This window comes from Bradyrhizobium sp. USDA 4354, from assembly GCF_054060315.1.
In genome coordinates this window covers 3,752,200-3,773,148 of record NZ_JBSSDC010000001.1, presented here as the reverse complement: position 1 = coordinate 3,773,148, position 20,949 = coordinate 3,752,200, and the positions used below count along the sequence as shown (strand labels likewise).

General features: G+C 63.4%; 20 protein-coding genes and 4 pseudogenes. 7 read left to right on the top strand and 17 right to left on the bottom strand.

Features of this window, described 5'->3' with window-relative positions; all coding sequences use genetic code 11:
- Positions 1-39: 39 nt before the first annotated feature.
- The gene (locus ACVIIV_RS17255) at positions 40-855 is read left to right on the top strand and encodes an IclR family transcriptional regulator (protein WP_456745214.1); all 816 of its coding nucleotides are present in this window, start codon (positions 40-42) and stop codon (positions 853-855) included.
- 92 nt (positions 856-947) lie between these two features.
- On the opposite strand, the pseudogene ACVIIV_RS17250 reads toward ACVIIV_RS17255, so the two are convergent.
- The 7 genes and pseudogenes from ACVIIV_RS17250 to ACVIIV_RS17220 form a co-directional block, all read right to left on the bottom strand.
- Positions 948-1,244: pseudogene (locus ACVIIV_RS17250) on the bottom strand (gamma-glutamyltransferase); the annotation flags it as partial.
- A gap of 394 nt (positions 1,245-1,638) precedes the next feature.
- Positions 1,639-2,138 (bottom strand): annotated as a pseudogene (locus ACVIIV_RS17245) (flavin reductase).
- Positions 2,139-2,169: 31 nt separating this feature from the next.
- Positions 2,170-3,411: a Zn-dependent hydrolase gene (locus ACVIIV_RS17240; RefSeq protein WP_456745213.1), complete on the bottom strand. Its 1,242-nt coding sequence runs from the start codon at positions 3,409-3,411 to the stop codon at positions 2,170-2,172.
- 3 nt (positions 3,412-3,414) lie between these two features.
- Positions 3,415-4,296, bottom strand: a complete 882-nt coding sequence (locus tag ACVIIV_RS17235) for an alpha/beta fold hydrolase (protein ID WP_456745212.1) — start codon at positions 4,294-4,296, stop codon at positions 3,415-3,417.
- 11 nt (positions 4,297-4,307) lie between these two features.
- Positions 4,308-5,453, bottom strand: a complete 1,146-nt coding sequence (locus ACVIIV_RS17230; RefSeq protein WP_456745211.1) for a pyridoxal phosphate-dependent aminotransferase — start codon at positions 5,451-5,453, stop codon at positions 4,308-4,310.
- A gap of 7 nt (positions 5,454-5,460) precedes the next feature.
- Positions 5,461-6,240, bottom strand: coding sequence for an SDR family oxidoreductase (locus tag ACVIIV_RS17225; protein ID WP_456745210.1), 780 nt, complete (start codon positions 6,238-6,240; stop codon positions 5,461-5,463).
- A gap of 67 nt (positions 6,241-6,307) precedes the next feature.
- The gene (locus ACVIIV_RS17220) at positions 6,308-6,958 is read right to left on the bottom strand and encodes a GntR family transcriptional regulator (RefSeq protein WP_456745209.1); all 651 of its coding nucleotides are present in this window, start codon (positions 6,956-6,958) and stop codon (positions 6,308-6,310) included.
- Between the two features lie 291 nt (positions 6,959-7,249).
- On the opposite strand from ACVIIV_RS17220, the gene ACVIIV_RS17215 reads away from it, so the two are divergent.
- From ACVIIV_RS17215 to ACVIIV_RS17190, 6 genes are read left to right on the top strand one after another with little or no spacing between them, the layout of a single operon-like run.
- A complete protein-coding gene (locus ACVIIV_RS17215) occupies positions 7,250-8,113 on the top strand; it encodes an ABC transporter ATP-binding protein (protein ID WP_456745208.1) in 864 nt (287 codons plus the stop codon).
- Complete coding sequence (locus ACVIIV_RS17210) at positions 8,110-8,865, top strand: class II aldolase/adducin family protein (protein WP_456745207.1); 756 nt, start codon at positions 8,110-8,112, stop codon at positions 8,863-8,865. The genes ACVIIV_RS17215 and ACVIIV_RS17210 overlap by 4 nt, the downstream gene beginning before the upstream one ends.
- A gap of 22 nt (positions 8,866-8,887) precedes the next feature.
- Entirely contained in the window at positions 8,888-9,904 is a 1,017-nt protein-coding gene (locus ACVIIV_RS17205; RefSeq protein ID WP_456745206.1) for an ABC transporter substrate-binding protein, read from the top strand.
- On the top strand, positions 9,901-10,716 hold the full coding sequence (locus ACVIIV_RS17200) for an ABC transporter permease (RefSeq protein ID WP_456745205.1): 816 nt from the start codon (positions 9,901-9,903) through the stop codon (positions 10,714-10,716). Before ACVIIV_RS17205 ends, ACVIIV_RS17200 begins: the two co-directional genes overlap by 4 nt.
- Positions 10,713-11,471, top strand: a complete 759-nt coding sequence (locus ACVIIV_RS17195) for an ABC transporter permease (RefSeq protein WP_456745204.1) — start codon at positions 10,713-10,715, stop codon at positions 11,469-11,471. The genes ACVIIV_RS17200 and ACVIIV_RS17195 overlap by 4 nt, the downstream gene beginning before the upstream one ends.
- A gap of 4 nt (positions 11,472-11,475) precedes the next feature.
- Positions 11,476-12,780: an LLM class flavin-dependent oxidoreductase gene (locus ACVIIV_RS17190; RefSeq protein ID WP_456745203.1), complete on the top strand. Its 1,305-nt coding sequence runs from the start codon at positions 11,476-11,478 to the stop codon at positions 12,778-12,780.
- Between the two features lie 70 nt (positions 12,781-12,850).
- Here ACVIIV_RS17190 and ACVIIV_RS17185 read toward each other — a convergent pair whose 3' ends face one another.
- From ACVIIV_RS17185 to ACVIIV_RS17140, 10 genes and pseudogenes are all read right to left on the bottom strand, one after another.
- Positions 12,851-13,006 (bottom strand): hypothetical protein, encoded by a 156-nt coding sequence (locus ACVIIV_RS17185; protein WP_456748757.1) that lies wholly within the window; start codon positions 13,004-13,006, stop codon positions 12,851-12,853.
- Between the two features lie 1,001 nt (positions 13,007-14,007).
- The gene (gene aroQ / locus ACVIIV_RS17180; protein WP_456745202.1) at positions 14,008-14,457 is read right to left on the bottom strand and encodes a type II 3-dehydroquinate dehydratase; all 450 of its coding nucleotides are present in this window, start codon (positions 14,455-14,457) and stop codon (positions 14,008-14,010) included.
- Between the two features lie 14 nt (positions 14,458-14,471).
- Positions 14,472-15,218 (bottom strand): amino acid ABC transporter ATP-binding protein, encoded by a 747-nt coding sequence (locus ACVIIV_RS17175; protein ID WP_456745201.1) that lies wholly within the window; start codon positions 15,216-15,218, stop codon positions 14,472-14,474.
- Between the two features lie 58 nt (positions 15,219-15,276).
- Positions 15,277-16,105 (bottom strand): annotated as a pseudogene (locus ACVIIV_RS17170) (transporter substrate-binding domain-containing protein).
- Between the two features lie 50 nt (positions 16,106-16,155).
- Positions 16,156-16,812 carry an amino acid ABC transporter permease gene (locus ACVIIV_RS17165; protein ID WP_456745200.1) on the bottom strand — a complete coding sequence of 219 codons (657 nt, stop codon included), beginning with the start codon at positions 16,810-16,812 and terminating at the stop codon, positions 16,156-16,158.
- A 10-nt stretch (positions 16,813-16,822) separates the two neighbouring features.
- Positions 16,823-17,492, bottom strand: a pseudogene (locus ACVIIV_RS17160) (amino acid ABC transporter permease).
- A 51-nt stretch (positions 17,493-17,543) separates the two neighbouring features.
- Positions 17,544-18,398 (bottom strand): shikimate dehydrogenase, encoded by an 855-nt coding sequence (locus ACVIIV_RS17155; RefSeq protein WP_456745199.1) that lies wholly within the window; start codon positions 18,396-18,398, stop codon positions 17,544-17,546.
- Between the two features lie 15 nt (positions 18,399-18,413).
- Entirely contained in the window at positions 18,414-19,241 is an 828-nt protein-coding gene (gene aroE, locus ACVIIV_RS17150; RefSeq protein ID WP_456745198.1) for a shikimate dehydrogenase, read from the bottom strand.
- Positions 19,242-19,244: 3 nt separating this feature from the next.
- Entirely contained in the window at positions 19,245-20,471 is a 1,227-nt protein-coding gene (locus ACVIIV_RS17145) for a CaiB/BaiF CoA transferase family protein (protein WP_456745197.1), read from the bottom strand.
- Positions 20,468-20,938, bottom strand: coding sequence for a MaoC family dehydratase (locus ACVIIV_RS17140; protein ID WP_456745196.1), 471 nt, complete (start codon positions 20,936-20,938; stop codon positions 20,468-20,470). Before ACVIIV_RS17140 ends, ACVIIV_RS17145 begins: the two co-directional genes overlap by 4 nt.
- Positions 20,939-20,949: the final 11 nt, after the last annotated feature.

Genomic DNA, 20,949 nt, shown 5'->3' with positions numbered 1-20,949 from the left:
GCTAGACGCAGTGAAAGATCATTCTATTTTGGCTGATGGATGGATAAGGCTTTCACCAAGGGGCTACGTCTCCTGGAAGCACTTGCTCTGAGCGAGCAGCCCCGGGGGGTCACGGACCTCGCGAGCGAGCTGAAGCTCACCAAGAGCAACGTGCATCGGCTGCTCATGACGCTGCAGTCACAAGGCTATGTGCGTCAGATCCCGCCGCACAGCACCTACGAGCTCACGACCAAGATCTGGGCGCTTGGCAGCCATGTCATTCACCGGATGGATCTCATCAACGTCGCGCGACCGGCGATGACGAAGCTCGCCGAGATCACCGGCGAAACCATTCACCTGTCCGTGCTCGAAGATACCGACGTCGTCTACGTCGACAAGATCGAAAGCGCCCACCATATCCGCGCCCATACCAGCGTGGGCATGCGCGCACCCGCTTTCACCATGGCGACAGGAAAGGCGATGCTCGCCCATATGCCTGACGACTACCTGGAGCGCTTCCGGCCGCATCTCAGGCGCTATACGGAAACAACTCGAACGACGATCGAAGAGCTGCGCGAGGACATCGAACTTGCACGCGCGCAGGGTTACTCCTCAGTGCTGCATGGCGAGTGGCGCGAGGGCATCGCGGCCTGCGCTTGTGCCATCCTCGGCCGCTCCGGCGAGCTCGTCGGAGCGATCGGGGTATCCGGCCCCGACACCCGCATCAAGCGCAAGCAGATTAAGGAGTACTCGGTTCACGTAATGGAGGCAGCCCGGACCATCGGCGCTGCGCTCGGCTATTCCAATAGGCCGGCGGCATATCCAGCCGTGCGAGGCGATCCGAGACAGTCGCATCAGCCGCGACGGGCTCCCTGATCGTAGATGTCAGCGGCAGGGCGCAGCAGTGCGACAGCGGCAGCGGCTCGGTACCGGCAATGGGTCCTAGCAGTCACGGTTTGTATCGAACTCTAATAGCCAAGCGCGCAGCCATCCTTCCGATGGTCGGAGCCGCCGACGAGCACGCCTTCCTGCCAGTCAATCCCGATGGCTTGGGCCCCGCCTATCGGCCACCGCGGCGGTTGCACTCTGAGACCCCGCTCGCCGAACGCCTCGACGATCGAACCGCGAAGAAGTTCCTCCGTCTCGACAGCGGAGCTACCGGGCAATGGAAACAGCCGTGGTTCGTCGATCGCGGACTGAAGATCAAGTCCGTAGTCGTACAGTCGGGCCAGCAAGTGGGCATGACCCATCGTCGCACGAGACCCGGTTTGTTCTGCGGAAGAATTTAAAAAAGCCCTTGCGGGCCAATCGTTTAAGGTGGTGGGCGCACCAGGGCTCGAACCTGGGACCCGCTGATTAAGAGTCAGCCACAGGTTAAGCACAACCAATGGCTTGCCGGTCTCACCCCGGGGCCTATCCGGCAGAAAATGGGCATTCGTCGCACGATCATCGTCCTACGTTGCACTGTCCGCTATCGGAGTGGCTGGACGCTAATTCCGGCAAACTTGCCCGCATCTCCGGACCGTCCATCTCACGAGCCCCTCCTACTCTTGCCGGCATGCGCTAACCATGAATTCGGATCGAATTGTCATCGCGTTTTAGCTCTCTTTTTGAGCATGACGTTTTCGGAAGATCGCCGCCACTTTCACGGATCATGCATTAGGCGTTCGGACACCTCACCCGAACGACATGGTAGTTGCGGTCGGAATAGACCAGGCAATCAGCGTAGTCCGACCTTTGCAGCGCAACCACCCGGCAGGACAAGACGTCATGGGTGCGGACATTTGTGCTGTCGATAATGCGGCAATCAAATGCGGCCGCACAGTCGGAAAGAACGGGAGCTCCGGCATCGAGGGTCGGCCACACCGCAGCAGCAAATCTCCCATCGAGCGGCACCTTGCCGCCGAACAGCCGCGATATCCCTTCGTGCCTGGCTGAGAGCACGTTGACACACACGACGCCATTGTCGATCACGGCCGCATAGGCTGACGATGCACGGTTGATGCAACCAACAGGGTTGGCGGACGATCGGTAACGCTTCATACGGCAGATGCCGTGAATCCGGCGCGCCCGGCTTTTCCGTCCGTGGTGACAATACTGACAGCAGCGCCGAGCGTCGCCATTGCATCGCGGTAATCCTGGCTCACAATGTTCGGCATCTCGCCCTCAGCGACCTCTAGCTGCCAAGCATCAATCGGCAAGGGCGAGCTCACGGACCACCTGAGCAAGGGCCGACGCGCCCGCCGCAACATGCACCGGCTCCGCCCATTCATGCTCGACATGGCTCGCTCCGTCGCGGCACGGGATGAAAATCATCGCGGCCGGACAGATTTTAGCGAGATGCCGCGCGTCGTGACCCGCGGCCGATAGGATGTTCATGAAGGGATGCCCCTGGTCACGCGCCGCCGCTGCGATGCTTGCCCGCAAGGCCGGATCGAATTCGTTCGACGGCGCTTCGACGAGCGGCGTCAGCATCACCGTGCAGGGTTGGGTCTGCTCGCGGCATAGAGCCGCGATGCGGGCACCGGCCGCATCGAGCACTGCATTGTCGGGATGGCGCAGATCGATGCTGAAGCTGACGCGCGACGGCACCACCGAGGGCGCGTTCGGCACGACGGCGACCCGGCCGATGGTGAACTTGATGTCGGCATCGATGGTCCCGATCTCGGCATGGAGCGCGCTTGCGATCCGTGCAAAGGCGGCAATCGCATCGCGCCGATCCCGCTGCGCCAATGTGCCGGCATGCCCCTCGGTTCCCTCGACCACCACCTGAAAGGTCTTCTTGCCCTGGATGCCGGTGACGATTCCGATGGTAGAGGCGGCCGCCTCCAGCAGCGGTCCCTGCTCGATGTGCAATTCAAGATAGGCGTCGACCGCGAAGCCGAGCGGCCGGTGCGGCATATCGGGAAACGCCTGGTGAAGGCGGTCGAGCGCTTCGCCGACGCTGATGCCGTCTGCATCGCGCGCGGTGCGGATCGCCGCCATGTCGCGCTCAGCGGTGAAGGCCTCCGACCCCATCATGCCCGGAGCGAAGCGCGAGCCTTCCTCATTCATCCATGCGACGACGATGACATCGCGCGATGGCCTCTCGCCTTGCTCGGCGAGTGAGACGACCACCTCCAACGCCGCCATCACGCCGGCCGCGCCGTCAAACTTGCCGCCGGTCGGCTGGCTGTCGAGATGACTGCCAAGGAGAAGCGGCGGCACAGCGCGATCGCGCCCGGCCAGCGTCAGGAACAGGTTTCCCGCCGGATCGGTCGAAGGTGTCAAACCCGCTTCGCGCGCCCAGCCGATGACAAGTCGCCATGCGGCGATCTCACCGTCGCTCAATGCCTGGCGGTTAACCCCGCCGGCCGGCGTCGCGCCGATCTCGGCGAGCGACATCAAGCGGGTCCAGAGCCGATCGGCGTTGATCAGAGTCAGACTCATCATCGACTATTTCGTGCGCATGATCTGGCCCGGCAGCGCGCGGGGATCGCGCGGCAGCCAGCGTCCGGCCTCGACCTGCGCGATAAACTCAGCGAGCAGCGCGTTGAACGCCGCCGGCTCTTCGAGATTGAGCGTGTGGCCGGTCTTGGGGAAGACCGAGAGGCCGCAGGCCGGAATGGTCTTCTTCAGGAAGACGCCGGGCTGGAGGCAGTGGTCGTCCTCGTCACCGACGACGACCAGCGTCGGCACCATCATCTTTTTCAGGCCGTCTTCGAGATCATAGAATGACGGCCGCCGCGCCTGGACACCGCGCATGGTGTTGGCGGCGCCGCGGTCGGAATGGGTCGCGAGGCGATTGGCGAACTCCTGCCAACCTCGCGGGTCCTTGTTCTGGAATTGCACGCGGCTCGCGCCGAGAGCATAGATCTTGGCGAATTCCTTGGCGCCCTGCTTCTCGAAATTGTCGGCAACTTCCAGCGAGACACCGCGAAAATACTCCTCGAACTCCTTCTCGCAGCCGTAGCCGGCGCCGGCCACAGTCAGCGACAGGGCGCGCTCGGGCGTGCGCAGGCCGAAATGCACCGTGCAGAAGCCGCCCATGGAAAGGCCGACGATATGCGCCTTGTCGATTCCGAGCGCATCGATCACGGCGACCGCATCGTCCGCGGCGATCGCCTGTGAATAGGCCTCCGCGCTGTCAGGCACATCCGACGGCGGATAGCCGCGTGCGGCGTAGCTGATGCAGCGGTGGCGCCGGCTGAAATACCGTAGCTGCGGCTCCCAGCTTGCGTGATTGCCGCCGAATTCGTGGATGAAGAGGATCGGCGTGCCCTCTCCCGCTTCTTCCACGTGGAGCTTCACGCCGTCTTTCGCTGTGATTGTCGTCATCGGCATCGTCCCTAGAATTGCGGCGGCAAGTCGTTGAGCGTGCGGGCCTGCGCGACCATCTCCGGCAACAGTGTACAAAGCTTCTCGACCCAGGCTTGCGGCACCGAGGTGCTGATCTTGACGAAGCGGTCGCCGAAGCGCTGGGTGTGATAGGTGCCCTGGCGGATCATGATGCCCTGGCGGCGATAGCATTCGACCAGCGCCTCCGGGCGGATGCCGGCCGCGATGGTCTCGAGCACCAGGAAGTTGCCGTGCGAGGGCATGATCGGCAGCGCCAGCCCGTCGATTGCGGCCACCGCCTCCTGGATCATCGCCTTGTTGGCCCGGTCGATGCTGCGGACCTTCTTCATCCATTCGGCCTTGACCGACAAACCCGCCTGCGCCGCGCGCTGGGCGATGACGCTGGCGCCGAGCACGCTGGTGGAGGCCTGCGCCAGTTCCTCGAACAGGTCGGGCGCGGCGACGAGCGCGCCGATCCGAAGGCCGGCAAGCCCCAGCCATTTGGAAAAGCTGGTCGAGACCACTGACCCTTGCGGCGCCACGTGAAGCGCCGGCGTGTGGCCATCGGCGAAATCGCGATAGGTGCAGTCGTGGACCAGCAGCGCGCCGCAATCGCGCGCGATCGCCGCAAAGCTCTCGATCTCCTCGCGGGTGTAGCGGATGCCGAGCGGATTGTTGGGGTCAACGAGATAGATGATCGCGGTGCGCTCATCGACATGCGCCTTCAACGCCTCGGGCGTCAGGCGGTAGTTGCAGGCGGGATCGTAGATCGGAATCTCGATCACCTCGGCACCCTGCTGGCGCGCGAACAGGCACGGCCATTTCCAGGTCGGGTCGGTCGTGACCAGCGTGGTGCCAGGCTTGCAGCGTGCACGGCAGATCATCGCCAGCGCGTTGACCCCGCCCTCGGTCACCAGCGCTTCTGCGCCGGGCGCGCCGAGATCGGCGACGATCACCTCGCGCAGCGCCTCGAAGCCGAGCGGCGGCGCATAGGCATTGAACTCGCCCGCCTCGATCGAGCGCAGCATCGCCTCGCGCACGGCGGGATGGCTCTCGACGTGGTTGGTGTTCTGGCCGAGCCAATAGAGCCCCGGCGTCGCCGAGAGCTCGTCGAAATAGCGGTTGCGGACCAGTGCCGCGGATTGAGATCCCGACATCGACGCCTCAGATCACCGAGCCGCGCGCGGCGATGCCGCCGTCGATCGTCACCACCGTGCCGGTGATATAGCCGGACCGCGGCGAGGACAGGAAGGCGACGAGATCGGCGACCTCTTCCGAGGTGGCCGGGCGCTTGCCCGGATATTTGTCGAACAGCTCCTCCCAGCGGCCTTCGTCGCCGAGCATGTCGATCGCCTTGCGCTTCATGATCTTGAGCATGCGGTCGGTGGCCACTGGCCCCGGATTGACGGCGACGACGCGCACGCCGTGATCGAGGCTGCGGCCGCCGAGCGCCTTGGTAAAGGACATCAGCGCCGCATTGCCGGTCGAGCCCGCGATGTAGCTCGCGTCCCAGTTCTCGCCGGAATTTCCGATGATGTTGATGATGACACCGTCCTTGCCCTTCATGCGCGGATAATAGAGGCGCGACAGCGTGATGTAGCCGAACACCTTGAGATCGAAGCCGCGCCGCCAGGCGGCGTCGTCGAGAATTTCAAGCGAGCCGGCCGGGATGTCGCCGGCATTGTTGACGAGGATGTCGATATCGCCGACCTCGGCTGCGAGCTTCTCCATGGCGGCCGTGCTCGACAGGTCGAGCGCGTGGATCGTGATCTTCACACCATGGCGGGCTTCAAGCTGCTTCTTGGCCTCCAGCATCGCCTCGCCGTTACGGGCGGCAAGATGCAGATGACACTCTTCCGCCGCGAAGAGCTCGGCCACCGCCAATCCAATTCCTTTCGACGCGCCGGTGATCAGGGCGGTCTTGTTCGTCAGCTTCAGGTCCACTCCGGGTCTCCAGGATGCAAGCCAGATATACAAGGTCTAGCAATTTGCATACCAAGAGACCGAAACATCACTCGAAGGCGGCCAGAAAGTCCAAGAGGTTGTCGCCTAGCAGGTTGACGTGGTCGCGCATGGCGCTGTGCGCCCGCTCGGGATCGTGGGCCAGGATCGCCTGCATGATCGTCTCGTGCTCGCGGACGGTGTCTGCGATCCGGTTCGGCATGCGCGTGACCCGGCGGCGATAGGCGGCCACCTGATTGCGCAGCTTGCGGGTTTGATCCGCGAGGAAGGTATTGCGCGAAGCCTCGTAGATCGCTTCGTGGAACTCCTGGTTGATGTCGTAGAAGAGGTCGATGTCACCGGTTTCGCCTGCCGCCACAAGTCGCTGGTGAATCTCGTCTATCTCAGCGCTCCAGGCCTGCGAGACGCGCCTTGCGGCAAGCCGCGCGCAGAGCCCCTCCAGTTCCGCCATGACCTGGAACATCTCGATCAAGGCCTGCGCCTTGATGCTGCGGACGGTCGCCCCCTGCCGGCCCCGCAGCTCGACCAGATTGTTGGCGGCCATCAGGCGGAACGCCTCCCGCACCGGCGTGCGCGAGACACCGAAACGCTGGGCGATCTCCTGCTCGTCGAGCCGGCTGCCGGGCTCGAGATGGCCCGCCGCGATCGCCCCTTCAAGCTTCTGCCGCAGGCTCTCCGCGAGCGTCGTGCCGGGGCTCACGGTGAGGGTTTCGTGCCCATTTTTGACGCGCTTGCCTGCGCTATGTGCACCAGTATCAGCCATCATGTTTCTCCAATACCAATACAAGTATACATATTGGCACTCATATCCAGCGAAATGACCTGCTCTCTCTCAGAGAGGCACGGCTCTCCGATCTTTTCGCCGTCGATCTCGCAAGTCTTATGCCTGATTTGCCGGGGAAACGGCACTGGCACACGAGTTGCTAAGAGATTTCCGACGCGGTCCGCTTTCGTATGCGAAGGGCCGCCGCCATTATACAAGGACATGCTGGTGCAGGCCGCCCGCCTCCCCGATCCCGGACCGACCATCGAAGCCCCGCAGGCCCAGCCGAAGCCTGAGCCGCTGCTCGAGTTGCGCGCGATCAACAAGACCTTTGGCTCCGTCGCGGCGCTGTCAGAACTCCAGGCGAGCGTCGCCCCTGGCGAGTTCGTCACCGTCGTCGGTCCCAGCGGCTGCGGCAAGAGCACCCTCTTCAACATCGTCGCCGGGCTTGAGGAGCCCGATGCCGGCGGCATCCTGCGCTTCGAAGGCAAGAGCTGCCATGCTGCCGACCTGCTCGGCCGCGTCTCCTTCATGCCGCAGCGCGACCTGCTGTTTCCCTGGCGCAACGTGGTGGACAACGCCATTCTCGCGCTCGAAGTCGAGGGCATGAAGCGCGAGCAGGCGCGCGCCAAGGCGCTGAAGATGCTGCCAGAGTTCGGGCTGGCCGGCTTCGAGAAGCAGTACCCCAATCAATTGTCCGGCGGCATGCGCCAGCGCGTCGCCCTGATGCGCACCTTCCTGTTCGAGCGCGACCTGATGCTGCTGGACGAGCCGTTCGGCGCGCTCGATGCGCTGACGCGGGCGATGATGCAGCGCTGGCTGCTCGACGTCTGGCAGAAATACCGCCGCACCATTCTTTTCATCACCCACGACGTCGACGAGGCGATCTTCCTCGGCGACCGCGTGCTGGTGATGACGGCGCGTCCCGGCTCGGTGAAGCTCGAACAAATCGTCGATCTCCCGCGCCCGCGCCGGCCCGAGATCGTCACCTCCCCCGAATTCGTCCGCCTCAAGCGCACGTTGCTCGATGCGATCGAGGAAGAAAGCATGAAATCGTTTCAGTCTTCCATCGCGCAGGAGAAGCCGCAATGAGCGGGATCAATCCGGCCGAATGGGATGCCCGGATCAAGCTCGCGGCCTGTTATCGCATGGTCGCCAAGCTCGGCATGGACGATTTGATCTACAATCATATCTCCATGCGTGTGCCCGGCCATGACGATCAGTTCCTGATCAATCCCTACGGCCTGCTGTTCGACGAGATCACGGCCTCGAGCCTCGTCAAGATCGACACCAAAGGCAACAAGCTCGACGACACGCCCCACGCTGTCAACGTCGCGGCCTTCGTCATCCACGCTGCGATCCACACCTCGAACCACGATGCGGCCTGCGTGCTGCACACCCATTCCGACGCGAGCGTTGCCGTCTCCGGGCAGGAGAAGGGCCTGCTGCCGCTGAGCCAGTTCGCGATGCGCTTCTACGACCGCCAGGCCTTCCACGATTACGAAGGCGTCGCCATCGATCTCGACGAACAGGCGCGCCTGGTGCGCGACCTCGGCCCGCACAAGGTGATGCTGATGCGCAACCACGGCATCCTCACCGTCGGCCGCACGCCGGGCGAGGCCTTCATGCTGCTCTATTATTTCGAGCGCGCCGCACGGATCCAGCTGCAAATGCAGGCGGCGGCCGCGGCTGGCGCCAAGCTGGTGATGCCGCCGCACGAGGTCTGCGAGAAAGCCGCGCGCCAGTTCTGGGAATTGCAGGGCGACATCCTCGTGCCCGGCGAACGCGAATGGCCGGCGCTGATGCGCCAGCTCGATCGCACCGATCCGTCTTACCGCAATTGATTTTCACCGCTGGAGTATGACAATGTTGAGCCGTCGCCACGCCTTCTTCGTCCTCTCCGCCATCGCACTGGCGACCGGCTCGCTGGTCACGGCTGCGCCCGCAGCCGAGCCGCAGAAGGCGAGCCTGCGCCTGAAATGGCTGCCGCAGGCGCAGTTCGCCGGCTTCTACGTCGCGGCCGCCAAAGGCTACTACAAGGCCGAGGGCATCGACCTCACCATCAATCCCGGCGGGCCCAATCTGCTCACCGAGAACCTGGTTGCGACCGGCGCCGACACGTTCGGCCTGTCCGGCGGTACCGACAGCGTATTCGCGGCCCGCGACAAGGGACTGCCGATCGTCTGCATCGGCGTCTCGCACCAGATCACGCCGTTCATCTTCGTCACCCGCAAGGACGGGCCGGTGAAGACGATCCAGGACTTCAAGGGCAAGACCGTCACCACCTGGTTCACCGGCGCCAATCACGTGCTCAACGGCATGCTCGCCAAGGAAGGCATCAAGCCTGATGAGCTGAAGATCCAGCCGCAGCAGGTGTCGGTGACGCCCTTCGTCGACGGCAGCGTCGATGTCGTCACCGCGACCTACTACAACGAGTTCTACACCATCCAGTCGCGCATGCCGAAGGACAGCCTGAAGACCTTCGTCGCCGAGGATTACGGCATCACCTTCCCGCGCGATACGCTGATCGTGGCCGAAGCGACCGCCAAGGAGAAGCCGGAGTTGATCAAGGCGTTCCTGCGCGCCTCGATCAAGGGGTGGAAGGATGCGTTCTCCGACCCCAAGGGCGCCGTCGACACCGTGATGGCCGCGGCCCCGACGCTCGATCGCGCCCAGCAGGAATTCATGCTCACCGAGGTGAAGCGCCTGATGACATCGGGCGCGGCAGCCAAGAACGGCCTGTTCTGGATCGATGCCGACGCGGTGAAGACCGCCCACGATTTCTTCCTGAAATACGGCGTGATCTCCAAGCCGGTCGACCTCGCCGCGGCCTATGACGCGAGCTTCATCCAGAGCATCCCGGCGGCGGACCGGCTGCCGTGAGCAGCCCTGCCGCGACATCGATTGGTAGCGACCGCGCGCCTGCGCGGTCGATCGCGATGCCGAATTCGCTGCGCAAGCTGATCCGGCTCCTGCTCAGCCTCGCCATCGTCGCGGTGATCTGGGAAGGCGCGGTGCTGCTGTTCGGCATCCGGCCCTATTATCTGCCGCGGCTCAGCACCATCCTGATGGCGATGGCGGCAACGCCCCGTGCCTATGTCGACGGCTTCCTGCGGACGTTGGCGGAGACGCTGATCGGCTTTGCCTCCGGCGGCGCCTTCGGCGTGCTGATGGGCGTCGTGTTCTTCCGCGTCCGTGCGCTGCGCGAGATGATCTTTCCGATCTTCGTGGTGTCGCAGACCATTCCGGTGATCGCCTTCGGGGCGCTGGTGGTGCTGTGGTTCGGCAACACGCTGCTCGCCAAGGCGATCATCGCGTTCTACCTGACCTTCTTTCCGGTGACGGTGAACACGCTGCTTGGCCTCGAGACGGTCGATCCAAAGCAGGTCGCCCTGATGCGGAGCTTCGGCGCCTCCAATCGCCAGCTCCTGCTCCGCCTGCAGTTGCCGACCGCGCTGCCGCAGATCTTCGTCGCGTTGCGGCTCGCGGCGTCGCTGAGCCTGGTCGGCGCCATTGTCGGCGAATGGTTCGGCGACACCACCGGGCTTGGCGTGCTGCTGCTCCAGGCCATGTTCACCGAGAACGTCGTCGCGATCTGGGGCGCCCTGCTCGCCGCGGCCCTGCTCGGCACCGGCTTCTATGCCGCGGTCGCGGCCGTCGAGCGGCGGCTGGTATTCTGGAGCGCCGAGCAATGAGCCACGCGAGCGCCTCCCCCTCGCTCGCCGTCCAGCGCGGCATTCTCGGCGCGGTCCTGCTGATTGCGTGCTGGGAAGGCACGGCGCGCGGACTGCGTCTGCCGGCTTATGTTCTTCCCGCCGTCAGCGATATCCTTCTCGGCCTCTGGGCCAAGCGGGCCATCCTCATCGACGCCGCCGGCTACACCCTGCTTGAAGCGCTCGCCGGTTACGGGCTTGGCTGCCTGATCGGCATCGGCCTTGCCCTCGCAATTGCCCTGGTGCCGGCGCTTCGCTCGGCAATCCTGCCGCTCGCGACCGCGATCAACTCGGTGCCCGTGGTCGGCTATTCGCCGCTGATCCTGCTCTGGTTCGGCATCGGCATGAGCTCGAAGATCGTGATGGTGGCGATGGCGGTCAGCTTCACCATCCTGCTGTCGATGCTGGCCGGTCTCGACCGCGTCGATCGCCGCGCCGTTGACCTCATGAAGAGTTTTGGCGCGAGCCGTCTCGGCGTGCTCTGGCGGCTGCGGCTGCCGACCGCACTGCCGCTGCTGCTCGCCGGCATGCGCGTCTCCACAGTGCGCAGCGTGATCGTGGCGATCGTCACCGAGATGTTGGGAGCCCATGGCGGGCTCGGCTGGGTGATCTACCAGGCCGTGCTCCAGATCGACTTCGTCCAGGTCTGGTCTGCGATCTTCGTCGCCTCCGCCGCGAGCCTCGCCTTCTTCAGCCTGATCGGCTTCCTCGAACGCAAAATCCTGTTCTGGACCTGACGCCATGACACGACAGATGCATCTCGGCCTGTTCATCCTGGGCACCGGCAGCCACGTCGCGGGCTGGCGCTATCCCGGCGCCGTTGACAGTTTCCAGGATTTTGCAGCGATCCAGGAGATCGGCCGCACCGCCGAACGCGGCAAGTTCGACCTGATCTTCATGGGCGACAATCTCTATGCCGATGCTGCCGCCCATCCATCCTACACGCTGCGGCTCGAGCCGCTGACGATGCTCGCGGCGCTATCGACCTCGACCAGCCATATCGGCCTTGGCGCCACCGTCTCCACCACCTACAGCGATCCGTTCTCGGTCGCGCGCGTGTTCGCCTCGCTCGATCACATCTCCAGGGGGCGCGCCGCGTGGAACGCGGTAACGACCGCCAATCCCGCGACGGCGGCGAATTTCGGCACCACCCATCCCGATCACGCCCGCCGCTACGAGATGGCCGGCGAATTCCTCGACGTGGTCAAGGGCCTGTGGGATGGCTGGGCCGATGATGCCATCGTCGCCGACCGCGCAAGCGGCCTCTACATCGATCCGGCGAAGCTCCGGCCGATCGACCATGACGGCGCGTTCTTCAAGGTGAAGGGCCCGCTCAATATCGGCCGCAGCCCGCAAGGCCGCCCCGTCGTGCTCCAGGCCGGCGGCTCCGAGGCCGGGCAAGCGCTCGCCGCGCGCACCGCCGACATCGTGTTCTCGGTGGTGCAGGACATCGACGAAGCCAAGGCCGGCTACGTCTCGCTGAAGACGCGGCTGCCTGCGTTCGGCCGCAAGGCCGAGGACGTCACCGTACTCCCGGGCGTGATGCCCGTGGTCGGCCGCACCGACAAAGAGGCGTTCGAGAAACTCAATACACTCCAGAGCTTTGTCAGCGGCAGCAATGCACTCGCCATCCTGTCCGACCGCTTCGGCCGCGACATGTCGACCTACGATCTCGATGGCCCTATCCCCGATATCTCGCCGTCGGACAGCTATCACAGCTTTGCCAGCGTCATGCTCGCCAAGGGCCGCCGCGAGAGCATGACGCTCCGCGATCTCTACAATCTCACCGCCGCCGCTCGCGGCCATTGGGTGCTGTGCGGCTCGGCCGAACGCATCGCCGACACGCTCCAGCTCTGGTTCGAGGAGCACGCCGCCGATGGTTTCAACGTGATGCCGCCCTACTTCCACGAAGGGTTCGAAGATTTCGTCCAGCTCGTCGTGCCGATCCTGCAGGAGCGCGGGCTGTTCCGCAGCGATTACGAGGGGACGACATTGCGCGATCATCTCGGCCTCGCGCGGCCGGCGAACCCGTTCTTCCACGCTTAAGACGGCCATTCTCGACGTCGATGCCGGCCGCATGGTGAGCGTGGAATCGGCGCGGATCGATCTTGACTCGCTAGGCGGCGGTGACCATGCGCCACAACGTCTCGACCAGCACGGCATACCCCTTGTCGAGAGCTTCGGGTGTCGTGAATTCACGCGGATTGTGGCCGAGCCCACTCTGGCTCGGCACGAATATGAGCGACGTCGGGATGCGTTTCTGAATCGCCAGAGCATCGTGCCCCCTTGCCGGTCCTGACTGTCATGGCCTTGCAGCCGAGATCACTCGCAACGGCCAGGATCAACTCGACTCCGGCGGGATCGAGCAAGGGGACCGAACGCCTTTCGTCGGCCGCGAGATGTCGGCTCCGATCTCGCGAGCGTCGCGTTCGATCGGTTTCAGAAAACGGTCATTGATCTCGCCAACCACGGCTTCTTCTTCAGACCTACCGCGTGCCGCTGGCCCTCGATGTCGTGCCGGTCGAGATCAACCCGTACGAAGGTGCGCCGTCAATTGGGCCGCTAGGGACGAAGGGCGCCGGCGAGGTGCCGATCCTGGATGTCGCAGCCGCCGTCGCATGTGCCGTCGCCAACGCAATTGGAAAGCCGGTCCGGGAGCTGCCATTAACTCCACCTCGGGTGCTCGAACTCCTCCTCGACCAAAGGCCAACTTTGTCTCTGCCTCACATTGCCGAGGCCTGGACAGACAATTTGGTGCGCCCGCACAGCGCTGGCGGGTCGAACGCCTAAATGCGTAAGCCAGGAAGTGAATCGAACCGCCGAGCCGAACAATCCGGTTCTGGAGCCGCACCACTGGGCTTTGTCCGACTGAAAGTCGGCACTCGCCGCACGATCATAGTGAATGCACTGCCTGATATCCGAACACGCGCTACTCGGACCAGCGCGACTCCGGATCGACCCGCACGGCCGCGACGCTCTGGACGACTGCGCGAAGAGCCGATGCATCCGGTGTATCGAAGCTACGCGCGTCCGCTCGGTCATAGCGACGCATACTAAGGTTGGGTCGTGTGAGCGAGATGCCCACGGCTTATGGCGTCGCCGCCGGCTCTTCAAGGACAAAGCGCTCCATACCCGCGTCGTCGCTCGGATCAACGCGGCCTTCCCGAATCGCTGCGGCTAGATAAGTCATGTGCGCCCGGACTGGATCGGGATGGGGCTCACGCGCTCGACTACGAGGTCCAGCACGAGTTCGGAGCGGTCCGCCATCCGATGCTACCCCTTCTTCTGATCAAGCAGCTTGGCCACACGACGCAAGCCGAGCAGATAACCCTGGGTGCCGAAGCCTGCGATGACGCCATCTGCCCGTTTGGAGACAAAAGAGTGGTGGCGGAATTCCTCGCGCTTGTGCACGTTCGAGATGTGCACCTCGATCACTGTCCCCTCGAACGTGTTCAAAGCATCCAGGATGGCGACCGACGTATGGGTGAACGCCGCTGGATTCACCACGATACCGGCAGCCGTCTCGCGCGCCTCGTGGATCCAGTCGATCAGCTCGTACTCTCGGTTGGATTGATGGAAGCGAATCTCCAGGCCAAGCTCCTCGGCCAAGGTTCGACAATCCCGCTCCACATCCGCAAGCGTCTCGTAGCCGTAGATGTGGGGCTGGCGCTTGCCAAGCAAATTGAGATTCGGCCCGTTCAGGAGATAAACAAGACGACTCATGGAAGAAGCTCCGTTCAGTGATGGGCAAGGATCTCGCCAAGGAACTGCCTTGTGCGGGCGTGCTGTGGATTGCGGAAGAAGGCGTCGGGCGCGCCTTCTTCGACGATCTGCCCTTCAGCCATGAAGATGACGCGATCGGCAACCTGGCGGGCAAAGCCCATCTCGTGGGTAACGCAAATCATGGTCATGCCGTCGTTGGCGAGGCCGATCATCGTATCGAGCACTTCCTTGACCATCTCAGGGTCGAGAGCCGATGTCGGTTCATCAAACAGCATCACCTTGGGCTGCATGCACAGCGCCCGCGCAATCGCGACGCGCTGTTGCTGCCCGCCGGAAAGTTGCGCCGGATACTTCTCGGCCTGATCACCGATGCGCACGCGCTCGAGATATTTTCGCGCGGTCGCCTCCGCCTCACTCTTGCTGGCCCGGCGCGCGCGAATGGGCGCGAGCGTGCAATTCCGCAGGACCGTCATATGGGGGAAAAGGTTGAAGCTCTGAAAGACCATGCCGACATCCTGACGTACGATGTCGATCGCCTTGATGCTGTTGTCCAGCCGATGGCCGTTCACCACGATACTGCCCTGCTGGATCGGCTCGAGGCGGTTGATACAGCGGATCAGTGTCGACTTGCCTGAACCGGATGGACCGCAGAGCACGATCTTTTCACCTCTGCGCACAGTGAGATCAACGTTGCGGAGAGCTTGGTACCCGCCGTACCACTTCTGCACGCCCTTCATTTCGATCAGGATCTGGTTCTGCATGCTGGGTCTCCGCCGGTGGGCGGCGGCCAACGCGGGTCGCGTCGGCCGCTCGCAGTCGCTACTGGACGGTGAAGGGAACGCCGGGAAGGGAGTCCGGGAAGACGGGGACCGGGACCTTCATCCATTTGGCGTAGAAACTGGCCAACTTGCCGTTCGACTTGATCTGGTCGATGAACTTGTTGGCCGTCTCGTTCCACTCCTTCTCTCCGAGGCGCGTGCAGGCGCCGTTGTACAGAGCGGTAAAGTGAAGCTTGGGCTCGAACCCCAGTTCCGGCTTTGCGGCGTTGAGGCGCTGCGGATAAAACAGATTCGCGCCGACTGCCTGGACTTGGCCAGAGAGCAGCGCCTGGATGGTGGCGGCGTCATCGTCGAATCTGCGGATTTCGGTCCCGGACGGAGCGTTGTTGGTCACCTGAGTATCCTGCGTGGAGGACCGCCGGAACGCCGATGACGAATTTGCTCATCTCGGCATTGCTGTTGATCGGCGTTGCCTTGGCTGCGACCAGTGTAATCTCGTTGGCGACGTAGGGTCTGGAATACTGCACCGCCTTCGCACGCTCGGGCAGCATGGCCATGGTTGCGAACAGAATGTCGACCCGGCCTGTGGTCAGCGCCGGAATACGATTGGCCACCGCCAGCGGGACGAACTCGGCTTTCACGCCGAGATATTCGGCGAAGGCGCGCCCCATGTCGGCATCGATGCCGTCCTGCTTTCCCGAACTGTCGACATAGCCCCAGGGGGGATTGTCGCCCTGAATGCCGATGACGACGACGCCCTTCTTCTTCACATCTTCCAACGTGCCGGCCTGCGATTTGCCTGCGATGGCGATAGCCGCCAATGCCAGCAGCGCGATGCCGAGCTGGCGACGGTTGGGTGAAAACAACATGAGTATCTCCTCCTTGTGATGGCTGTTTGTGATTAGTAGGTGCGCCGTTCCTACCTTTGACTGGCCAGGGCGAGCCTGGCCTCCATCCGGCTGCCCCACCACGACAGTGGCCAGCAGAGGATGAAGTACATCGCGCCAACCACGCCGAAGACCAGCAAAGGCTGGAAGGTCTGGTTCGATACGATCTGACCGGCGCGAGCGAGTTCGATGAAACCAACGATGGCGGCGAGCGACGTGCCCTTGATGAGCTGCACGAGATAGCCGATGGTGGCGGGCAGCGAGATACGGATTGCTTGCGGCAGCACGATGTCGCGCATGCGAGACGAATAGTGCAGTCCAAGTGCCATTGCGGCCTCGGTCTGGCCACGCGGCACGGCCTGTATCGCTCCGCGCCAGATCTCACCAAGGAAGGCCGAGGCATTCACGGTGAAGCCGATCGCCACCGCCACGAAGGCGTCGAGCTTCAGCCCGGTGAGCGCCAATCCGTAATACACGACGAAGAGCTGCAGCAGCAGCGGAGTGCCCTGAAATATCCCGATGTAGATGCGGGTGATCCATTCCACGCCCCTATGACCGCAGGTGCGCAGCAATGCGACAGCGAGCCCCGCCGTGCAGCCGCCCACAAAAGCGACCAACGTCAGCAGCATCGTCCATTGCAACCCACGCAACAGAAAGCCAAATTCAGGAAGACCAAAATGCGGTGTCATGGTCGCTCCCTCAGCGTGTCGGATAAGAGAAGAAGCGGTGAGAGACGACCGCGAAGCCCAGCATCAACAGCCAGGAGATCGCGAGGTAGAGGAAAGTGACGAAGAAGTAGACCTCGAAGCTGCGGAACGTATCGCTTTCGATGCGCTGCGCAACCGATGTCAATTCGTAGGCCGATACTGCCGAACAGATCGACGAGGTCAGCGTCAGCATGATGAACTGCCCCGTCAGCGAGGGGTAGATCGCGCGAAGCGCGGGCTTGAGCACAATGAACCGGAACACCTGCCCTTTGTGCAGTCCGAGGGCGTAGCCGGCTTCCACCTGTCCTTTATGAATGGACTGCACCCCCGCCGCGGATGATCTCGATGGCGTAGGCGCCGCCATTGACACCGAGCGCGATAATGGCGGTGGCCGTCGGATTGAGTTTCAATCCGACGAGCGGCAAGGCGAAGAACAGAAAGAAGATCTGCACCAGGAACGGCGTATTGCGCACGACCTCGACGAAGCCGATCACGAGAGCACGCAACCAGGTCGCCCTCGAATCGCGTGCCGCGACCCCGGCGACACCGATCATCATCGCGAGAGTCATGCCGGCAAGCGCCAGACCCAATGTACCCACGCACCCCCACAACAGTGCAGGCATCGCCTGCCAAACCACCGAGAAATCGAGCGTATAGCCCATCTTGCGTTTCCTCTCGGGCGTTGTGCGTACCGCTCGCCCATCGGCCGGGTGTCACCCTCCCAGGGATGTAAAAGTGGCGAAGAAAACGTCCGGATCAGGTGCGATGCCCGTGAACAGGCGAAATGCTTCGGTCCCCTGGAAGATCGCCATGCCACCGCCATCGACGGCGCGGCAGCCGAGAGCGTGCGCCGCGCGCAGCAGTGCGGTTTCCAGCGGGAAGTAAACGATCTCGGCGACCCACAGATCGGGTCGTAGCAGGGCCGTCGGCAGCGGCGTGCCCGGATATTTGTCCATACCGATCGGCGTCGCGTTGACAATTCCGTCTGCGGCGGCAACGGCGGCCGCGACATCCTGGCCGACCTTCAAACGCCCTTCTGCAAATCGCGGCGATAAGCCGTCGACCACGCTGTGCGCCTTGGCCACGTCGATGTCGATAATGGTCAATTCCTGCACGCCGAGCTTCATCAGCGCGAACGCGACCGCCACGCCGGCGCCGCCGGCGCCGAATTGGACGACGCTACCAAGCGGTGCACCTTGCATGTTGCGGCGAAAGTTCTCGGCGAAGCCGAACCAGTCGGTGTTGTGCCCGGTCATTCGGCCATTCCTGACGACCACGGTGTTCACGGCACCGAGCGCCTCCGCGTCGGGCGAAAGCTCGTCCAGGAGCGGGAGGATCGCCTGCTTGCAAGGATGGGTCACGTTCAGCCCGTCAAAGCCCATTCGCCTTGCCGCCGTGAGCAATTCCGGCAATGCGTCCACACCGAGCTTCAACTCTGCCAGATCGATCTTCTTGTAGAGATAGCGGATGCCGGCGGCCTCAGCGGCCGCTTCGTGCATGGGCGGGGTGCGGGAGGCCGCGATGCCGCTGCCGATCAGACCGACGAGAAAGCTGGACTTCTGATGCATGTTCGGCATCGCCGGTCAGCTCAAAGGAACAGTCAGCTCGGCGATGACCTGAGCCGTGCTCGGTCGAACGCCGCGCCACCAGGAAAAAGCTTCGGCCGCCTGCTCCACCAACATGCCGACGCCGTCGGCCAGCTTGGCTACGCCTTCGGCGCGAGCCGCTTGCAGAAATGGAGTCAGCCCTTTGCCGTAGGCGAGCTCGTACGCCAACTCCGCACCGCGGAAGACATTGCCGGGAAGCGGCGGCATCTCACCTCGCAGGCTGGCCGATGTCGCGTTGACCACGATATCATAGCCTTCGGCAAGATCGGCCAGCTCGGCATAGCCGCTGACGATCAGGGGACCACAACCGGCAAACTCTTCGGCCAATGCCACGGCCTTGGATAAGGTCCGGTTGACGAGAACCAGCTCGGACGGCTCCTGGCGCAGGAACGGCAGCAGCGCGCCGCGCGCTGCGCCCCCGGCGCCGAGCATCAGGACGCGCCGGCCGGCCATTTGGACGCCGAGATTGACGGTGATGTCGCGCACAAGGCCGATTCCGTCGAAATTCTCGCCAATGATCCGATCGCCATCGAACTTCAGGCAGTTTACGGCTCCGGCCCGGTCGGCGCTCTCTGAAAGCTCGTTTGCGTAGTCGAAAGCATCGAGCTTGAACGGGGCGGTGATGTTCAGCCCCTTGGCGCCCTCTGTGCGGAATTGATCAACCCGTTCGCTGAAGCCATCGAGGGAACCCTCGATCGCCTCATAGACAAGGTCCTGTCCTGTCATTCTGGCGAATGTGCCATGGATGAGAGGTGATTTGCTGAAGCCGATCGGATTGCCGATCACCGCATAGCGGTCGCTCATCGCTCACTCCTGCACTGCGACTTCGTTGTAGAGGACCTTGTCGCGCACCATCGCCTCGACGAGTTCGACCGACAGTCCCAGCGACTCAGCAATGCGGCGATTGTCCTGGCCGAGCAGCGGCGCCGGCGTGCGCACCGTGGTGTCGCAGTCGGAGAAGCGGAAGGGCAGGTTCGGTAGCGTCACCTTGCCGAGCACGGGATGCTCCTGTTCGACCAGCATGCCGCGCGCGTGGATCTGCGGATCCTTCACGACCTCTTCGATGGTCTGCACGGGAGCGGACGGCACGCCTGCTCCGTCGAGTGCCGCAAGACAGGCATCCCGAGAGGGTTGCGACAGCGTCCAAGTGCGCACAATCTCCATCGCTTCAGCATAATGGACGTTGCGCGCAGCAGGCGTGGTGAAGCGTTCGTCGGATGCCAAATTGTCTCCCCCGATCAGGCTCGCCAATCGTCGCCACGCATCATCAACTTGCGCTGCGATGACAAGATTGCCGTCCTTTGCCGGAAAGACGCCGTAGACGGTCGAGTCCGGCTGTCCGCTTCCAGTCTGCTTCGGCAGGTCGCTCCCGCCGGAGAGGAAGTAGCGCTGGACCGCATAGTCGTGCATCGAGACCATGCAATCGTACAGCGCCAGATCGATATGCTGGCCGCGTCCGGACGACGCGCGGCCGACCAGCGCGGCATTGATGGCAGCCACACCGTGGATGCCGGTGTACATATCGGCAAGAGGCATGCGCAGCAGCGGCGGCGCCTCGCCGGGATTGCCCAGTTGCGCCAGAGCGCCCGACATCGCCTCTGCGATCAGGCCGAAGCCCGGACGGTCGGCATATGGACCGGTGTGGCCATAGGCGGAGACCGAACAGTAGATCAGTCCGGGACTGCGCGCCGAAAGCGCCTTGTAACCGAGCCCGAGACGCTCGAGTGCGCCGGGGCGGTAGTTCTCGATGAAGACATCGGCCGTATCGACCAGCTTCATCATCATGTCGAGACCGCGCTTGTCGCGCAGGTCGATGCACAACCCCTGCTTGCCCATGTTCTGCTGCAGGAAGTAGCCGGATTGTCCGTCCTTGAAATAGCCATGGGCGCGGCCCGCATCGCCCGCCTTCGGGCGCTCCACCTTGATGACTTCCGCACCCATCGCAGCTAAGCAGCGGCCCATGAACGGTCCCGCCAAAAAATGGCTGTAGTCGATGACGCGAATCCCTTTGAGCGGCAGATCTTGCGCGGTCATGCCTGATCTCCCGCGACGCTGGTCTTCGGCCGCATCGGAATCATCAGCCGGTGCTCGCCCAGCTGCACGACCTCGCCGCGCTGGTTGATCAGCTCCGAGGGCAGCACCACGATGCCCCACCCATCACGCTTCGTCGTGCGCATTGAGCCGACGCGGAACTTCACATGCACGGTGTCGCCGAGTTTGATCGGCAGCTTGAAATCCCACGTCCAGCCTAACGACATTCCCGGAAGGAAGCGGTAGTCGGCACGCGTCTTCAAACCGTCGGCCAGCGACAGACCAAACAGCCCGTGCGCGACGCGCGTGCCAAATGGTGTGGACTTGGCGTACTCCTCGTCGACATGGACCGGCGTAAAATCACCCGTCAATTCGGCATAGGCATTCACCATCGCTTCGGTGACCGTCACTGTGGGGGTGACGCATTCGTCACCGACCTTGGCATCGTCCCAATAGCGCTCGTCCGTCATGTCGCGTGTTC

What these genes read in the sequence shown, in the direction of transcription:
- ACVIIV_RS17240 (WP_456745213.1), bottom strand. Translation starts at nt 3,411, where the DNA reads ATGATGAGTCTGACTCTGATCAACGCCGATCGGCTCTGGACCCGCTTG.
- ACVIIV_RS17165 (WP_456745200.1), bottom strand. Translation starts at nt 16,812, where the DNA reads ATGACACCGCATTTTGGTCTTCCTGAATTTGGCTTTCTGTTGCGTGGG.
- ACVIIV_RS17175 (WP_456745201.1), bottom strand. Translation starts at nt 15,218, where the DNA reads ATGCAGAACCAGATCCTGATCGAAATGAAGGGCGTGCAGAAGTGGTAC.
- ACVIIV_RS17155 (WP_456745199.1), bottom strand. Translation starts at nt 18,398, where the DNA reads ATGCATCAGAAGTCCAGCTTTCTCGTCGGTCTGATCGGCAGCGGCATC.
- ACVIIV_RS17235 (WP_456745212.1), bottom strand. Translation starts at nt 4,296, where the DNA reads ATGACGACAATCACAGCGAAAGACGGCGTGAAGCTCCACGTGGAAGAA.
- ACVIIV_RS17230 (WP_456745211.1), bottom strand. Translation starts at nt 5,453, where the DNA reads ATGTCGGGATCTCAATCCGCGGCACTGGTCCGCAACCGCTATTTCGAC.
- ACVIIV_RS17205 (WP_456745206.1), top strand. Translation starts at nt 8,888, where the DNA reads ATGTTGAGCCGTCGCCACGCCTTCTTCGTCCTCTCCGCCATCGCACTG.
- aroQ (WP_456745202.1), bottom strand. Translation starts at nt 14,457, where the DNA reads ATGAGTCGTCTTGTTTATCTCCTGAACGGGCCGAATCTCAATTTGCTT.
- ACVIIV_RS17145 (WP_456745197.1), bottom strand. Translation starts at nt 20,471, where the DNA reads ATGACCGCGCAAGATCTGCCGCTCAAAGGGATTCGCGTCATCGACTAC.
- aroE (WP_456745198.1), bottom strand. Translation starts at nt 19,241, where the DNA reads ATGAGCGACCGCTATGCGGTGATCGGCAATCCGATCGGCTTCAGCAAA.
- ACVIIV_RS17210 (WP_456745207.1), top strand. Translation starts at nt 8,110, where the DNA reads ATGAGCGGGATCAATCCGGCCGAATGGGATGCCCGGATCAAGCTCGCG.
- ACVIIV_RS17195 (WP_456745204.1), top strand. Translation starts at nt 10,713, where the DNA reads ATGAGCCACGCGAGCGCCTCCCCCTCGCTCGCCGTCCAGCGCGGCATT.
- ACVIIV_RS17255 (WP_456745214.1), top strand. Translation starts at nt 40, where the DNA reads ATGGATAAGGCTTTCACCAAGGGGCTACGTCTCCTGGAAGCACTTGCT.
- ACVIIV_RS17190 (WP_456745203.1), top strand. Translation starts at nt 11,476, where the DNA reads ATGACACGACAGATGCATCTCGGCCTGTTCATCCTGGGCACCGGCAGC.
- ACVIIV_RS17140 (WP_456745196.1), bottom strand. Translation starts at nt 20,938, where the DNA reads ATGACGGACGAGCGCTATTGGGACGATGCCAAGGTCGGTGACGAATGC.